Below are 16713 nucleotides of genomic sequence, written 5' to 3' on the forward strand. Positions count from 1 at the left end.
TGGGCATACCGTCGTATAACGGCTGACGGCTGCCCGGGTTTCCCCACCGGCGCGACAAAAGTGGAGAAAATGATGACGGTTTATTCCGGTCCCGTGTTCGACATGGCGGTTAATCAGTTTGGCGTCATAGCCAACCATCTGGAAATCCCGATGGATGAGCGCGGCCGCATCCTGATGCCGAAGCGGGCGGTTACTGTCTCTTGCCCGATCCACCGCGACGACGGCACGGTCGCAGTATTTGAAGGCTATCGTGTCCAGCACCATCTCACCCTCGGTCCGACCAAAGGCGGCACGCGGTTTGCACCCTCTGTCGACATCGGTGAGGTCGCAGCGCTCGCGATCTGGATGAGCTGGAAATGTGCCCTTGTCGGTTTGCCCTATGGCGGCGCCAAAGGCGGCGTCAATGTCGATCTCTCCACCATCTCCAAGCGCGAATTGGAAGGGCTGTCGCGCCGCTACATGCAAGAGATGATCCCGTTCGTCGGTCCGCATACCGATGTGATGGCGCCGGACATGGGCACCAACGAACAGGTGATGGCCTGGTTCATGGACACCTATTCGATGTACCAGGGCCAAACCGTGACCGAGATCGTGACCGGCAAGCCGGTCTCATCGGGCGGTACGCTCGGCCGGCGCGAAGCAACCGGGCGCGGCGTCGCCTATCTCGCCAAGCGGGTGCTCAAGGAGCTATCGATCAATCCGGGCAGTGCTACCGCCGTGATCCAGGGCTTTGGCAATGTCGGCTCCTACGCCGCGCTGGAACTACAACAATATGGCCTGAAGATCATCGCGGTCAGCGATCACACCGGCGCGCTGCATGATCCGAAGGGACTGGATATTCCAGCATTGATGCGACATGCGGGCGCGCATGGAAGTATCGCCGGGTTCTCCAACGAGTTGACTTTCGATCCCGAGCAAATCCTCACGCTGCCCTGCGATGTGCTGGTGCCGGCGGCGATGGAGCGGGTGATCGATGCAAGGGTCGCCGAAAACCTGAAGTGCCGCGTGCTGGCCGAGGGCGCCAACGGTCCGACCACGCCGGAAGCCGATCTGGTGCTGGAAAAGCGCCAGGGCGAAGTGTTCCTGATCCCCGACATTCTCTGCAATTCCGGCGGCGTCGTCGTCAGCTACTTCGAGTGGGTGCAGGACCTGCAGCAATTGTTCTGGGAGGAAGAGGAAGTGACGCGGCGCGAATACGCGATCCTCGATCGCGCCTTCGACCAGATGCTGCAGCGGGCCAAAGCCGACAAGATCCCGCACCGCACGGCGGCGATGGCGATCGGCGTCGAGAAGGTGCGCGCCGCCAAAAACGTCCGGGGACTGTTTCCGTGATCACCGGCCTCGATCACGTCGTCGTTCTCACCGGCGACATCAACGCAGCCTCCGCCGCTTACCAGACCTTGTTTGCCCGCGCACCGGCTTGGCAGAACAGCGGCGAAGGGGCTGACCGCGTCCTGTTCACGCTCGACAACACCTCGCTGGAATTGATGGCACCGAGCGGCGACGGCGCCAATGCCGAGCGCATTCGCAGCGTTCTTGCCGCGCAAGGCGAGGGGCTCGCAAGCATCTGCTTCAGAACCAGCGACATCGCCAAAATGCATCGCAGGCTCGACCGGCTGACGCTGAAGCCGGACGTGATCGCCGACGTCGAAAGCCGCGACGCGATCTCGGGTGCTGTGCTGTCGTGGAAGCGCACACGCGCGGCAACAGATGCCACGCGCGGCGTCCGCATGTTTTTCCTCGAGCGCGACAAGGAGCGCCCGCTGTCGGTTAGAACCACGCCCGGATCGATCACGGCGCTGGACCATGTCGTGGTCTCGACGTCGGACCCGGAACGGGCCGCAGCGCTCTACGGTGCGCGGCTCGGCCTCGACATGGCGCTCGACCGCTCGCACCACGATTGGGGCCGGCTGATGTTCTTCCGCTGCGGCGACCTCATCGTCGAGGTCACACACCGGCCGGGCAAGGAGACGGATACGCCGCAGGACAAATTTCAAGACAAACTTCAAGACAAGCTTTGCGGCCTGTGCTGGCGCGTCACCGACATCGACGCCACCCATGCGCGGCTTGTCCAGGCCGGCGTCGACGCCTCGGAAGTCCGCACCGGCCGCAAGCCGGGAACGCGGGTCATGACGGTGCGGAACGGCACATGCGGGGTCCCCACGCTGCTGGTGCAGCCGTCGGCGGGGAAGCCCGACTGAAGTTCACCCTCCCCTGGAGGGGAGGGTCGGCTCACGTTGAGCGTAGCGAAACGTGAGACGGGGTGGGGTGATCTCTCCACCCGCACCACCGCCTCAATGGAGAGACTGTCACCCCACCCCGTATCGCATCTTGCTTTGCACGATGCGATACGACCCTCCCCCTCCAGGGGAGGGTGAACAACGGTGAACAACCTTCATTCTCAAACGCTTCCCTGCATGCTACAGCTTGCCCGATGCGACCAACGGGCGACTGATTTGGCAAAGGCAAAACGCGTTCAGAAATGGCAGCGCGACCCCGCGGGGATGCGGCTTCGCATTCTCGAGGCCGCCAAGCAGGAATTCGCCGCCCATGGCCTGGCCGGCGCGCGCGTCGATCGCATCGCGGCCAACGCCGGCGCCAACAAGCGCATGCTGTACTACCACGTCGGCAACAAGGAAGACCTCTACCTCGCGGTGCTGGAAGGCGCCTATGAGAAGATCCGTTCCGAGGAGCGCGGGCTCGATCTCGAACACCTCGATCCGCCCGAGGCGATCGAACGGCTGATCGATTTCACCTGGAACTATTTCCTTCGCAACCCGGAATTTTTGGCGCTGCTCAACACCGAGAACCTTGCAAAGGCGCGCCATCTGAAGCGCTCGACCAAGGTGAAGTCGATGCACTCGCCGTTCGTCGAGATGATCCGCACCGTGGTGACGCGCGGCGTCGAAAGCGGCGATTTCCGCGTCGCCGTCGATCCCGTCCAGCTCTATATCTCGATCGCCGCACTGTGCTTCTTCTATCTCTCCAACAGCGCGACGCTTTCCGTGATCTTCGGCCGCGACCTCCTGAAGAAGGAGGCGAGGGACGAGCGCCTGGCGCATATGGTCGCGCTGGTGCTGGCGGCGCTGACGGGGAAATCGACCGCGGATTTCGGCAAGCCTGCGACACCGGGCGTGCGGCCGCCAGCGCATCAGCCGGTCTAACCGTCGTTCCTGCGAACGCAGGAACCCATAACCACCGACCTTGATTGTCGTGCCCGGGACGGCGGCCTCAGCCTTCGCAAAATGGACGCCTTTGGTTATGGGCCCCTGCGTTCGCAGGGGCGACGGGGTCGTGACGCCGAGGGCGTTTGCAAGGCGACGGAAAACAGGCCATTTCGCCGCACAAAAACCCGCTTGCCAGTATTTATCCAACGGGTTAATTTCCCGCCATAAGACGATGACCAGGGAGCGGGACGTTGGCCGAACTGAAGCGCGAGAGCGGTGTGTCGAAAGCGCTGAACGCGGCGTGGGTGCGGCCGTTTTTGTTCCTGCTGTTCATCGTGGTGATGTGGGACCTCACCATCCGCCTGTTCCAGATTCCGGCCTACCAGATCCCGGCGCCGGGCGATGTCGTGGCGGTGCTGCGGACGGATTGGCCGGAACTGCTGCGGCAGGCCTGGCCCACCACTTACGCCACCATCTGCGGCTTCCTGTTGTCGGCCGTGTTCGGCATTCCCGTCGCCATGCTGATCGCGGGATCGAAGACGGTAGAGAGCTATGTCTATCCGCTGCTGGTGTTCTCCCAATCGGTGCCGAAGATCGCGATCGCGCCGCTGTTCGTGGTGTGGTTTGGCTTCGGCATCATCCCAAAGGTGATCTCGGCGTTTCTGCTCGGGTTTTTCCCGGTGGTGGTCTCCGCCGTGCAGGGTTTTAAGTCGGTCGATCCTGACATGGTCGATCTCGCCCGCGCGATGCAGGGCAGCCGCTTCCAGGTGTTTCGCGCCGTCAACCTGCCGCACGCGATGCCGGCGATCTTCTCGGGCCTGAAAGTCTCGGTGACGCTTGCCGTCGTCGGTGCAGTCGTCGGCGAGTTCGTCGGCTCCAATTCCGGCATCGGCTATGTGATGCAGCGCTCGATCGGCACCTTCGACCTGCCGACGATGTTTGCGGCGCTGGTGATCCTGGCGCTGCTCGGCGTGGTGCTGTTCTGGGTCGTCGACCGGATCGAACGCCTCGTGATTCCCTGGCATGTCAGCCAGCGCGAGGACATCATTTTTGCTTCCTAAGCCAAACCAACAGGCGGCCTATCCAAGGGCTGCATCACCAAACGGGAGGATGACCATGATACGAGTGATAACGGCGATCTCCGCCGCCCTGATCTGGGCCGCGCTTTCGGTGCTTCCGGCATCGGCCGCCGACAAGGTGGTGCTGATGCTGAACTGGTACGTCTATGGCGAGCACGCGCCGTTCTATTACGGCAAGGCCAAGGGCATTTATGCCGCCGAGGGCATCGATCTCGAAATTCAGGAGGGCCGCGGCTCGGCGGCGACCACGCAGGCCGTTGCGGCCAAGACCGCCAATTTCGGCTATGTCGACGTGCCCACTATGATGCGCGCGGCGGTCAAGGGTGCCCCGATCGTGGCCACCGGCGTGCTGCTGCAGACCAGCCCGATGTCGGCGATGGGCTTCGTCGAAAAGAACATCAAGAAGCCCGAGGACATCAAGGGTAAGACGGTGGCGATCACGCCTGCGGACTCGATGACGCAGATCTGGCCGCTTTTTTTGAAGAAGACCGGCCTGAAGGAAAGCGACTTCCAGACGGTGGCCGGCGACGGCCAGACCAAGCTCAACGCTGTCATCAACGGCCAGGCCGATCTATTGCTCGGCTATGTCATGGACCAGTCGATGAAGATCAAGGACGCGACCGGTAAGGACGTCAACGCGATCAAGTTCGCCGACTACGGCATCAACATGGTCTGCTCGGGCGTCGTCGCCAACACCGATTTCGTCAAGGCCAATGCCGATCTCGTCAAGCGCTTCATGTCGGCGACGACGAAAGCGGTCGAAGCCGCCGAGAAGGATCCGAAGGGGGCGGCGCAGTCGATCCTCGATGCCAATCCGAAGGGCGGCAAGATCGAGACGCTGACGAAGGGTTTTGAGCTGACGATCCCGCTGTACCGGACGGCTGAAACCAAGAACAAGCGGCCGTTCCAGGTGACCGACCAGAACATGACCGACACGGTCAATCTGATGGTCGAATATGGCGGATTGGATGCCAAGGCCAAGGACAATCCGAAGGCGTTTTATACCAACGACTACCTGCCGCAGGGCGGTTCGTAAGCCATTGATGGCGGATCTATCGTCGTCCCTGCCTAGTGCGCGGTTGCGCACGGAGCAGGGACCCATAACCACCGGCCCTGGTTATTGCAGAAGGTCTCTGCCGGAGTGCCCGAACGACAAGCCGCGGCGTATGGGTCCCTGCGTTCGCAGGGACGACGGAAAGATGGACTTAGCGAAATGAATCCTGCGACCAAACCAACCGAGGTCGACCAACCAGCCGCGCATCTGCGCCTGGTGTCCGATCGCGCCGGCTCCGCGGCACCTGGCATCACGCTATCGGGCGTCTCAAAAACCTATCGTTCGCGCGACGGCGACGTGCCGTCGCTGCGGCCGCTGGATTTCCATATCAACGAGGGCGAGTTCTTTGTCGTGGTCGGCCCGTCCGGTTGCGGCAAGTCCACGCTGTTGAAGATGATCTCCGGGCTGCTCGCGCCGTCGACGGGGGAGATTCTGGTCGAAGGCGAGCAAGTTACAAAACCGCACGGCAATGTCGGCATCGTGTTCCAGAACGCGCTGTTGCTGCCCTGGCGCAACATCCTGTCCAACGTGATGTTGCCGATCGACATGAAGAAATTGCCGCGCGACGAATATCTGCCGCGGGCGAAAGCGCTGTTGAAGCTGGTCGGCCTGGAGGGCTTTGAGAAAAAATTGCCCTGGCAATTGTCCGGCGGCATGCAGCAACGCGCCTCGATCTGCCGGGCGCTGGTGCATGACCCCAAGATCATGCTGATGGACGAGCCGTTCGGCGCGCTCGATGCCATGACGCGCGAGAAGATGAATGTCGAGTTGATGCGCATCCAGCGCGAGACCGGCAAGACCGTGCTGCTGATCACGCATTCGATTCCGGAAGCCGTGTTCCTGGCCGATCGCGTGCTTGTCATGACCGAGCGGCCCGGTGCGATCGCCGCGATCTACGACGTACCGCTGCCGCGCCCGCGCTCGCTCGACGCGATGGCCGATCCCGCCTTCACCGAACTGGTGCAGCGGATTCGCAAGCACTTTTTCACGCAAAGCGCGCTGGACTGAAAGCTGGCTCGATGCCGTTACGCTTGGCCGTACGAGACATCTCCTTTTTCGAACGTCCGGTCACCTTTGCCCGGCCGTTCCGGTTCGGCGCGGTCGTGATCAACGCAACGCCGCAGGCTTTCGTGCGGGTCGAGGTCGAGGTCGAAGGCAGGGGAACGGCAACTGGCGCCAGCGCCGAATTTCTGGTTCCAAAATGGTTCGACAAGCGGCCGCATCTCGCGCCAGAGCAGACAGTCGAGGAGCTGCGTCGCTCGCTTCTGATCGCGCGCGGCATCTATCTGGCGCATTCCGGCTTCGAGACTGCGTTCGGCCTGCATGCGGCCTGCATCGGCGCGCAGATCGAAGCCTGCGCGCGAGAAGACATTCCGCCGCTGGCGGCGGCCTACGGGCCGGCCGAGATCGACAAGGCGATTCTCGACGCGCTGCTGCGTTGCACGGGAGCCAGCTTCTTCGACGGCATGGCCGACAACATCGCAGGCGTGGATGCACGCCTGTCGCGCGATCTCGGCGATGATGACGTGTCGCGCTTTCTCGCAGGCCGAAAACGGCTGGAGCGCGTCGCGATCCGGCACACGGTCGGCATGGACGACAAGGTCGAAGGCGAGGGCGGCGTTGCCGACATCAGAGAAAACGCCGGCGCGCGCTACTTCAAGCTTAAAGTAAACGGCGACCCCGCGCACGATGCCGATCGGCTGATCCGGATCGGCAATGAACTGGCGATGCTGTCGTACGATTACCGCGTCACGCTCGACGCCAATGAACAGTACGCCGACCTCACTGCATTGAATGCGCTTGTCGAGCAACTCGACCGCGATGTCGCGCTGCAGACGATCGCGCAGAAGCTCCTCTACATCGAGCAGCCGATGCCGCGCGACATCACACGGCAATCGCCGCTCGGCGCGCTGGCGCGGCGCGATTTCATCGTCGACGAGGCTGACGATTCTTACGACGCCTTCCCGGTGGCGCGGGCGCTCGGCTATCGCGGCATCTCCTCGAAATCCTGCAAGGGCATCTACAAGTCCATCATCAATGCTACGCGCGCGGCCAGATGGAGTGCCGCCGGCGAGAAATGTTTCATCGCCGGCGAAGACCTGACCTGCCAGGCGGGCCTTGCCGTGCAGCAGGATCTTGCGCTCGGTGCTTTGATCGGCGTCACCCATGCCGAGCGCAACGGCCACCACTATGTGGATGGTTTTAGCGATACGCCGGCCACTGAGGCGGAGGCGTTTATCGCGGGCCATCCCGATCTTTACGTCCGCGACGGCAATAAAGTTCGTCTCGCGATCCATGACGGCGATCTCCTGACGGGATCGCTGACCACACCTGGCTTCGCCACGGCCACGCATCCGGACTGGTCCGCGATGTCGCCACTCGCGCAGCCCACAGCCAGAATTCCCTTGGAGAAAGCAGTATGACGACCAAACGCCTCGGCCTGATCATGAACGGCGTGACCGGCCGGATGGGACTCAACCAGCATTTGGTCCGCTCCATCATCGCGATCCGCGATCAGGGCGGCGTGCTGCTGTCGAACGGCGACCGCATGCTGCCCGACCCGATCCTGATCGGCCGCGATGCGGACAAGGTCGAGCGTCTTGCGAAGCGCTTCAGCGTGGAGCGCTGGTCGACCGATCTCGACAAGGCGCTGGCCGACAAGAGCGATACGATCTTCTTCGACGCCGCGACCACGCAGGCGCGTCCGTCGCTGCTGACCAAGGCGATCGAGGCCGGCAAACACGTCTATTGCGAAAAGCCGATCGCGACCAACCTGGAGGAGGCGGTCGCGGTGCTGAAGCTCGCCAAGACCAAGGGCGTCAAGCACGGCACGGTGCAGGACAAACTGTTCCTGCCGGGGTTGAAGAAGCTCGCCTTCCTGCGCGATTCCGGCTTCTTCGGCCGGATGCTGTCGGTGCGCGGCGAGTTCGGCTATTGGGTGTTCGAGGGCGGCTGGCAGGAAGCGCAGCGGCCGTCATGGAATTATCGCAGCGAGGACGGCGGCGGCATCATTCTCGACATGGTCTGCCACTGGCGCTACGTGCTCGACAATCTTTTCGGCGAGGTCGAGAGCATCTCCTGCCTCGGCACCACCGACATCCCCGAACGTTTCGACGAAAAGGGCAAGAAGTACACGGCGACCGCCGATGATTCCGCCTATGCCACCTTCCGCCTCAAGGGCGGCGTGATCGCGCATATCAACATGAGCTGGGTGACGCGCGTCTACCGCGACGACCTCGTGACCTTCCAGGTCGACGGTACCCACGGCTCGGCGGTGGCGGGCCTGACCGACTGCGTGATCCAGGCGCGCCAGGCGACGCCGCGGCCGGTGTGGAATCCGGACGAGAAGCGCACCCATGATTTCTATGCCGACTGGCAGAAAGTTCCCGACAACGTTGTCTACGACAACGGCTTCAAGGAGCAGTGGGAAATGTTCATCCGCCACGTCTGCGAGGACGCGCCCTACAAATACACGCTGCTGGAAGGCGCCAAGGGCGTGCAACTCGCCGAATGCGCGCTGCAGAGCTGGCGCGAGCGGCGCTGGATCGACGTTGCCCCGATCAAGGTGTGAGGAGGCTTAAGCATGAACAAGCCAGTCCTGCCGATGTCGTCGCTGTCGCTGAAGCTGCCGACGGCGGATCGCAAAATCGAGGATTATCGCTTGGCGGCATCGCGGACGTTTCCGGCGAAGCTTGAAGGTGCGCTCAACCGCGTGGCCTTCTCGGCCGCGCACGTTGTGGCGGACCCACTCGCCGACGAAGACCCGTGGCTGACATCCGTCATCGACTGGGACCGCACCATCGCGTTTCGCGAGCATGTCTGGGATCTCGGCCTTGGCGTTGCCGAGGCGATGGACACCGCGCAGCGCGGCATGGGGCTGGATTGGCCGACTTCGCTGGAACTAATCCAGCGTTCGGTAAAGGCTGCGAAAGCGAAGGGCAATGCGCTGGTGTTTTCCGGCGCCGGCACCGACCACCTCGCAGTGGAAGACGCAAAGAGCCTCGACGATGTGATCCGCGCCTATGAGGAACAGATCGCGGCGGTCGAGAAGGCCGGTGGCCGCATCATCTTGATGGCCTCGCGCGCATTGGCAAAGCTTGGCCGCAGCGCTGACGACTATGCAAAGGTCTACAACCAGGTACTGTCACAGGTTCGCGAGCCCGTGATCATCCACTGGCTCGGCGACATGTTCGACCCGGCGCTATCGGGCTATTGGGGAACGGCCGATCTCGACAAGGCGATGGATACGGCGGTTGCCATCATCAACGCCAATGCCGCCAAGGTCGATGGCGTAAAAGTCTCGCTGCTCGACAAGCAGCGCGAGATCGACATGCGCCGTCGCCTCGATCCCAGGGTGAAGATGTATACCGGAGACGATTTCAACTACGCCGAACTGATCGCGGGCGACGAGCAAGGCTTTTCGCATGCGCTGCTCGGCATCTTCGATGCCATCGCTCCGGCGGCGTCCTATGCACTGTCGCGGCTGGCCGCCGGTGACGAGGCCGGTTTCCATGACGTATTGGGGCCGACCGTGCCACTGTCGCGCCATATCTTCAAGGCGCCGACGCGGTTCTACAAGACCGGCATCGTGTTCATGGCCTATCTCAACGGCCACCAGGATCATTTCACGATGGTCGGCGGGCAGGAGAGCACGCGCTCGACGCTGCATCTGGCCGAATTGTTTCGCCTTGCGGACAAAGCTGGGCTGCTCTCCAACCCCGAACTGGCAACGCGGCGCATGAAGACGGTGCTGGCAACGCGCGGCATCGAACCCTGATGCGTGATTTCTCGAGCGATCATCGCTGGCTGTCGCTGAACACGGCAACCGTCCGCAAGCAGGGCGATCTCGTTGCCATCATCGATGCTTGCGCGCGGCATGGCATCCGCGCCATCGATCCCTGGCGCGACCAGGTTGCGGCCATTGGCCTCGAGCGCGCGGTGCGGGCGGTGCGCGACGCCGGGCTTGAATTATCCGGCTATTGCCGCGGCGGCATGTTCACGGCGGATGCGGCGCATCGCATCGAGGCACGCGACGACAACCGCCGCGCGGTGGACGAAGCCAAGGCGCTGGGTGCGCCCTGTATCGTGCTGGTCGTCGGCGGCCTGCCGCAATATTCGCGGCCGGGAAGCGCGGCCTCAAAGGACATTGCGGCCGCGCGGACGCAGGTCCATGACGCGATCGCGGAAATGCTGGAGTATGCGAGAGAGGCCAACATGCCGCTCGCGATCGAGCCTTTGCATCCGGCCTACGCCGCCGACCGTGCCTGCGTGAACACGACGAAGCAGGCGCTGGACATTTGCGATCAGCTCGACCCGCTGCGCACCGGTGCGCTGGGCGTTGCGCTCGACGTCTATCACATCTGGTGGGACCCGGAATTGATGCCGCAGATTGCGCGCGCGGGGAAAGATCGATTGCTGGCGTTTCACGTCTGCGACTGGCTGGTGCCGACAAAAGACATCCTCAACGACCGCGGCATGATGGGTGACGGCGTCATCGACATCACATCTGTGCGATCAGCGGTCGAGGCGCAGGGCTTTGCCGGCTATTCCGAGATCGAAATCTTCTCCAACGAGTGGTGGACAAGGCCGATGGACGAGGTCCTGCAGACCTGCATCGCGCGGCATCGGACGGTGGTCTAGCAGCCGTCACTCGAAGACGCCTGTTCCGCTGTCTCAATGACGGACGGTGTTGTCTCGTATGTGAACTGACGCGCGTTCTGGTCGTGATAGCGTCGCATGAAGAGACAGCGCGCGGTTCCAGATTTAACCTTTTCCGCGGGTATTTAGATTAACAAAGGGTTACCGTTGCGCCTCGATAAACTCCGGCGCTAGCTAGTCGCACGGAGAAAGTCTCCTCGAGCGATGAGCGACAACATGAAAATCCTTTACGCAATTGCAACACTGGCCCTGCTGTCGACATCGGCGCAGGCCTGGCAGGTCGTGGAACGCTGCACCTACAGCAAGTTCTACGGCAGGGTGTGCACGACATCCTATCTGGACGATCCGGTGCGCAGCGAGGCGCAGAATCAGGAAGACGCGAAGGCAAGGCGCGCCAGCATCGAGAAGTGGGAAGCGTTCTGCAAGCCGAAACGCACCTACGACAACGAAGGTGTCGTCCGCCTGGTGTACGCCCGCAAGGGCTGCGAGTTCGGCCGCAGCGAGTAGCAAGATTCTCCTCGCCGCGAGCGAGGAGAATTCCGAGCCCTACAGCTCGATGAACGGTGGGCAACGCGCGCCCGAAAGACCGCTAAACCTTTATCGATCAAATTGCGATCCGGTTAGTCACACAGCTTTACGCCGCCTCAATGCTTGTCGGTCATTCCTGACAGACGCATTCATCAAGGGGCAGTGTCCATGCGCGTCTTCATCGCAATCTCGATCGTCGTCGCTTCGGTATCGTCCGCGTCCGCGCAATTCGCGATGGACCACGGCCATGCCGCAGATGCCGCCCAGGCCGCCCGCGCGGCGCAGGCCGAAGCGAATGCCAAGGCCGCGGCCATTGCTTCGGGTGCGCCGCTGCTTCCCAGTCAGCAAACCAATTTCTACGTCGGCAGCCGCGGCACCGTGAAGATCACGCCCCGCACCGCGGAAGAACTGAAAGCCGATGAAGCGGCTCAAGCTGCCTGGAGGGAACGCTGCCGGCCGACCGTGGTCGAAGACCGCGAGGGCCTGCGGCGCGTGAAATATGCCGAACGGGATTGCGACCTTTCCCGCTTCAACACGGCCGGCAACTAGAACTTCCCGACATCTGTGGCGGAATCGAGCCGCGTCGAGCGGTCTGCTCCAGGCCGGCAATCCGGGTTCCGGCTAGGCCCTCCCGGGCCGAAATGCTAGAGCTTCCCCAACCACCGTTGGGGCGGCATGACTTTCACATCCTGGCAGTTCGGCATTTTCGTCGCGATCGTATTCGCGGCGTATTATCTTCCGGCACTGCGAGCATTTCAGGTCCAACTGCTGGTCTTCGCCAGCCTGTTCTTTTACGGCTATGGCCAGCCGGAACTGCTGGCGCTGTTGGCTGTCGCGGTTCTCGGAACATATCTTTTCCTGGTCCTGGCGTTGCGAAACCGGCAGCTCTGGCTGCGGGCCGGCATCGCCTTCAACCTCGCGCTGCTGGCGTTCTTCAAATATAAACTGCTGTTTATCGATCCGGCGTCCCCCAGCCTGGTCGATTTCGCGCCGCTCGATTTTCTTCTGAAGCTGCCGCTGCCGATCGGCATTTCATTTTTCGTCTTCCACAACATCAGCCTCTTGGTCGATTTGACCCGGCAGAAGGGCGCGCCGCCGACGCTGACGGGCGTCTTCCTCTACATCATTTTCTTTCCGCAGCTCGTTTCGGGTCCGATCACGCGCGCGGAAATGTTCATGCCGCAGATCAAGCCGAAATACTTTGCGGACATTCCGTTCGTCGAGGCCGCGAAATGGATCCTGACCGGGTTTTTCTTCAAGCTCTACGTTGCCAACAACCTCAATGAAATGACGTCTTACATGAGCTTCCCGCTCTACGAGACGCTGCAGACCCAGGATCGCTGGCTGCTGGTTTTCCTCTACAGCTATCAGATCTATGCGGACTTTTTCGGCTATTCCGCGATCGCGATCGGCCTTGCCCTGCTGTTCGGTTATCGTTTGCCGATCAACTTCAATCTTCCCTACATCTCGACCTCGTTCTCCGAGTTCTGGACGCGTTGGCATATCTCGCTGTCGACCTGGTTGCGGACCTATCTTTACGTCCCGCTCGGCGGCAATCGTCATGGCGTATGGCGCACCTATTTGAACCTGATGATCGTGATGGGGTTAGGCGGCCTCTGGCACGGCGCCGGCCTCAGCTATCTGATCTGGGGGCTGTTGCACGGCCTGTTGCTGGTGGTCGAACGCCCCTTGTTGGCGCGTTTGGCGTCGATCGACTTTGCGGTATTTCGAGCGGCCCGGATGACCGTCGTTTTCGTCTGCGTCACCATGCTCTGGATCTTCTTCAAGCTACCGAACTTCGATCATGCGGTCGGCTACCTCACGGGTATGTTTACGCCGAGCACGAATCCCAACCCGACGAAGCTGTTCTACAACCTGGCGCTGCTCTATTCGCTGCCGGTCATGATTCAGCACCTCGGTCTTCGTCCGCTGTCGGAGGGAAAGCTGCGCTGGGCGGAGCCATATCTCTACGGCTCGATGGCCGCGCTGGCGTATCTGGAAGCCGGCCCGGAAACGTCGTTCATCTACTTTCAGTTCTAGGGAGCGAGGAAGACGTGTCTGCCGTTCGGTGGTTGATAAAATGCGGTGCCGGCGCGGCGATTGTCTTGAGCGCCTGCGGCTTCGCTACCGTCCGCTTCGGCAGCGGGCTGCAAATGCCGGCAACGACAACGCGGGACGGTACGCTGATTACGCTCAGCCGTTACCTGCGCGAGCCGTTGCCTGACGTCGTGCTCGTGGGCAGCTCGATCACGCTCCGCCTCAGGGAGGAATATTTTGTAACGCCCAAGCTGAGAAATCTGGCGCTTTCGGGCGGCTCGCCGCTCACCGGGCTGGAGATCGTTGCGAACCAGCCGCAGCTTCCGAGCTTCATTCTGGTCGAGGCGAACGTTCTCGTCCGTCAGACCGATGCCGCGCTGGTTGAACGTTACTCACGCGGCGATGCCGAGCCATTGTTCTTTCGCCCGATCAGGGCCGCGGTAGCCGCTTATGAGCAGCGCCTTCACGCGCCGCTGACGCATGAGCAGGTTTCGCTCGAACTGCGCAGATTGATCGGGCAGCGGCCGAGCGATTTCGACAACCGGGTCTACGCGGATCGAGCGCTGCAGCAATCCAATGCGGAGGATCCGACGGATGCGGTGCAGATCAGCGCGAAATGGATTGGGAAGCTGATCCGGATCATGGAACAACGCGGTGCGCGCGTTTTGCTGTTCGAGCTACCCTATTCCGAGCCGATCGAAGGCTCGCGGCATGCGGCGATCACGCGGGAAATTATTCACGCCGCGTTTCCGGATTCCAATCGATGGCTATCTATCGAAGTGAACCGGGGCGAGCTGCGCTGGGCCGATGGTGTTCATCTCGACGAGCGCTCTGCGGTCATCGTAGCGCAGGCGATGGAGCGCGCTTTGGCATTGGCGCGCGCGGTGAAATGACGGGGGCTTTTCTCGAAAAGCCGGGCTACGGCGCTATCGTGATTGAGCAAGAAAGGCGATGATCTTTTTTCTATCCTCGCTCGATGAGAGGCCGCCATACGGCTTCATGCTGTTGCCGGGCACGACCTCATCGGGGTTGGCAATGAAGCGATCGAGCTTCTCCTCATCCCAGACGAATCCTGCCTCCTTCATTGCGCTGGAAAACCCATAGTCTGGTAGCGATCCCGCTTTGCGTCCGACAATCTTGTGCAGGTTGGGGCCCAGCCGATTGTCGCCCTCTCTCATGATGTGGCACGTTCGACAGGCATTGTTGAACGCCTGTTGTCCTGAGACGCCCTCCGCGCCTTGCGGCGCCTGGGGCAGGGCGGAAGGCGAAGCAAGCATATACGCCAGTCCGCTCAACGCGCCTATCAGGAACGTCCGACCGTACCGTAAACGTGCGTCTCGCCGGCTGGATCTCGGCCGGGCGAGCAGCGTGACAAAATGCGATTGCCTCATTCGATCCTCGTCAAGAAGGATGCCGGGCATGTTTCGGTCACTGGCCTGCGACCTGCGGCATCGTATTGAAGCGCGCCTTCTGCTCGTTGCTCAGCGTGCCATAGAACTTATCCAACGCCTCCTGCACCCAATCGGCTGCCTCGAGCATGGCCTTGAGCCGCTTCTCCATCGCATCCAGCCGCCCGACCGGCGTAAGCGGCACATCGTCCGGGCAGACAGCTTGCAGCCCTGCAACCGCCTTCTTGGTCACGTCGCTCAAGCGGTCAAGCGCCTCCTTTTGCTCGCCCGCCGGCCGTACGACAGCCTCGATCCGCTCAATCGGTAGCCGCGTGAGGCTGGATTTCGGATCGCCGCAAGCCTCGGTTTGCGTATTCGCTTCCTGCTGCGGCTGCTGTTGCGAACGCTCGCCGACGTTCGGGCCGAGCGCGTTGAAGCGCGCTTTTTGCTCATCATTTAGCGAATTGTAAAACCGCTCAAGCGCCGGACGCACGATCCTTACCGCGTCGAGCGTAGCCGTCACGCGGTTCGTCATCGCCCGCAGGCGACCAGGCGGCGTCATGGCAAAGGAGTCGGCGCAAGAATTCTTGAAGACGTCGGCGGCCTTTGCCGCGGCGGATTTCAATTCGTCGAGCAGGGCGCGCTGCTCGGGCGTCGGCTGCACGGCGCGCACGATCGACGCAATCGGCCAGGCGGTCACGCCCTCGTCCGGTTCTCTGCACACCTGCCGGAGCGCCTGCTGGCTCACGCTTGCGCGCTTGCCCGCTCGGAAATCGGTGACTGCCGCCCCGGGCTCGGGATATCTGGCGTAGGCGGAATAGGGGCTGTCCGTACCCCAAAACACGGTGTCGACGAAGTCGTCGTAGGCATACGCCCAATAGCCGGGGTCGTAGGCGTGGGGCCAGAACGTGTAATTGAAGATGTCGGAATAGGCGTAAGGCCAGAAGACCGGGCCGAGCCAGGCTACGAACGCGGCGCGATGGCCGTGCCGCCAGGCGTGGCGCGGAGCCCAGCGGTTCTCCCGGGCGGTCAGCGCCGCGCGGGCTTGCAGGGCATCATTGCTGCGGAACTGCGCGGAAAATCGCCCGCGGGCGGCGGCCTGCATGGCCGCGGCAGAGGCGGATCGTTCAGCCGAGGGCTGTGGCCCAAGCCGCTGCAGGCGTGCCTGGTCACGTTCCTGGATGCGCTGCTCGCGTTGGAGCAGGCGGTTTTGAGCCTGCAGCGATCTTTGCTGTTCGCGTTGTGCTCGGAGACCTTCCGGCCTCTGCGACTGCAATTGCTGGACGCGCTGCTGCAAGCGATCGATGCGGCTCTGCCGCTCCGTGCTCTGGCGCGACAGGACATCGCGCTGCCGCTCCTGCACCATTTGCTGCCGCTGCTGGAGGCGCTGCTCACGCTGCTGCGCACGCGTTTCGACCTGTTCCCTTCGCGACGGGGCTGCGCCTACGACAGGCGATGCGCCGGCCCGCGAAGGTGCGGTAATGCGCGGTTCGGGCTGCCGCGCCATGGCCGGTCGTTGCGACGGCGTGGCACGATGAATCTCAGGCCGCGGCGCTACGACACGCGGTGCTGCCGGCCGCGGTGGCGCGGCGATGCGCGGTGGTGCCGCCTGCGGGGCTATTGATGGACGTTGCGGCGAAGGAGCTGCACGGATCGTCGGGGCGGGCGCGGCGGGTCGCGCCATGGCTGGAGGCGCCGCCGGGCGAGCCATGGCTGGAGGTGCCGCCGGGCGAGCCATCGCCGGTGGCGCCGCCGGGCGAGCCATCGCCGGTGGCGGTGCAGCCGGTCGCGCTGCTGGAGCA

The 16713-nt window shown here is 62.6% G+C and carries 17 protein-coding genes; 15 read left to right on the plus strand and 2 right to left on the minus strand.

Features of this window, described 5'->3' with window-relative positions:
- The first annotated feature begins 72 nt into the window (after positions 1-72).
- From V1273_RS10950 to V1273_RS11015, 14 genes are all read left to right on the plus strand, one after another.
- A complete protein-coding gene (locus V1273_RS10950; RefSeq protein WP_334409597.1) occupies positions 73-1332 on the plus strand; it encodes a Glu/Leu/Phe/Val family dehydrogenase in 1260 nt (419 codons plus the stop codon).
- Positions 1329-2201: a VOC family protein gene (locus tag V1273_RS10955; RefSeq protein ID WP_334409599.1), complete on the plus strand. Its 873-nt coding sequence runs from the start codon at positions 1329-1331 to the stop codon at positions 2199-2201. Before V1273_RS10950 ends, V1273_RS10955 begins: the two co-directional genes overlap by 4 nt.
- A 255-nt stretch (positions 2202-2456) precedes the next feature.
- Positions 2457-3164: a TetR/AcrR family transcriptional regulator gene (locus tag V1273_RS10960; RefSeq protein WP_334409600.1), complete on the plus strand. Its 708-nt coding sequence runs from the start codon at positions 2457-2459 to the stop codon at positions 3162-3164.
- A 254-nt stretch (positions 3165-3418) separates the two neighbouring features.
- A complete protein-coding gene (locus V1273_RS10965; protein WP_334367704.1) occupies positions 3419-4228 on the plus strand; it encodes an ABC transporter permease in 810 nt (269 codons plus the stop codon).
- Positions 4229-4283: 55 nt separating this feature from the next.
- Entirely contained in the window at positions 4284-5282 is a 999-nt protein-coding gene (locus V1273_RS10970; RefSeq protein ID WP_334409601.1) for an ABC transporter substrate-binding protein, read from the plus strand.
- 177 nt (positions 5283-5459) lie between these two features.
- Positions 5460-6308, plus strand: coding sequence for an ABC transporter ATP-binding protein (locus V1273_RS10975; protein ID WP_334383092.1), 849 nt, complete (start codon positions 5460-5462; stop codon positions 6306-6308).
- A gap of 11 nt (positions 6309-6319) precedes the next feature.
- Positions 6320-7723: a hypothetical protein gene (locus V1273_RS10980; RefSeq protein ID WP_334409602.1), complete on the plus strand. Its 1404-nt coding sequence runs from the start codon at positions 6320-6322 to the stop codon at positions 7721-7723.
- Positions 7720-8871: a Gfo/Idh/MocA family protein gene (locus tag V1273_RS10985; RefSeq protein ID WP_334409603.1), complete on the plus strand. Its 1152-nt coding sequence runs from the start codon at positions 7720-7722 to the stop codon at positions 8869-8871. The genes V1273_RS10980 and V1273_RS10985 overlap by 4 nt, the downstream gene beginning before the upstream one ends.
- A 12-nt stretch (positions 8872-8883) precedes the next feature.
- A complete protein-coding gene (locus tag V1273_RS10990; RefSeq protein ID WP_334409604.1) occupies positions 8884-10077 on the plus strand; it encodes a dihydrodipicolinate synthase family protein in 1194 nt (397 codons plus the stop codon).
- Entirely contained in the window at positions 10077-10940 is an 864-nt protein-coding gene (locus V1273_RS10995) for a sugar phosphate isomerase/epimerase family protein (protein ID WP_334383088.1), read from the plus strand. The genes V1273_RS10990 and V1273_RS10995 overlap by 1 nt, the downstream gene beginning before the upstream one ends.
- A 234-nt stretch (positions 10941-11174) precedes the next feature.
- Positions 11175-11465 (plus strand): hypothetical protein, encoded by a 291-nt coding sequence (locus tag V1273_RS11000; protein WP_334367710.1) that lies wholly within the window; start codon positions 11175-11177, stop codon positions 11463-11465.
- 189 nt (positions 11466-11654) lie between these two features.
- On the plus strand, positions 11655-12035 hold the full coding sequence (locus V1273_RS11005) for a hypothetical protein (protein WP_334367711.1): 381 nt from the start codon (positions 11655-11657) through the stop codon (positions 12033-12035).
- A gap of 126 nt (positions 12036-12161) precedes the next feature.
- On the plus strand, positions 12162-13526 hold the full coding sequence (locus V1273_RS11010) for an MBOAT family O-acyltransferase (protein WP_334409605.1): 1365 nt from the start codon (positions 12162-12164) through the stop codon (positions 13524-13526).
- A gap of 14 nt (positions 13527-13540) precedes the next feature.
- Complete coding sequence (locus V1273_RS11015) at positions 13541-14416, plus strand: hypothetical protein (protein ID WP_334409606.1); 876 nt, start codon at positions 13541-13543, stop codon at positions 14414-14416.
- Positions 14417-14449: 33 nt separating this feature from the next.
- Here V1273_RS11015 and V1273_RS11020 read toward each other — a convergent pair whose 3' ends face one another.
- Positions 14450-14944, minus strand: coding sequence for a c-type cytochrome (locus V1273_RS11020; protein ID WP_334409608.1), 495 nt, complete (start codon positions 14942-14944; stop codon positions 14450-14452).
- Between the two features lie 7 nt (positions 14945-14951).
- A complete protein-coding gene (locus V1273_RS11025; protein WP_334409609.1) occupies positions 14952-16016 on the minus strand; it encodes a Spy/CpxP family protein refolding chaperone in 1065 nt (354 codons plus the stop codon).
- Between V1273_RS11025 and V1273_RS11030 the strand changes: the two genes are divergently transcribed.
- Positions 15957-16535, plus strand: a complete 579-nt coding sequence (locus V1273_RS11030; protein ID WP_334409610.1) for a hypothetical protein — start codon at positions 15957-15959, stop codon at positions 16533-16535. The two genes, V1273_RS11025 and V1273_RS11030, sit on opposite strands and share 60 nt — an antisense overlap.
- The last annotated feature ends 178 nt before the right edge of the window (positions 16536-16713 follow it).

The organism is Bradyrhizobium sp. AZCC 1721 (assembly GCF_036924715.1).
Classification (GTDB): Bacteria; Pseudomonadota; Alphaproteobacteria; order Rhizobiales; family Xanthobacteraceae; genus Bradyrhizobium.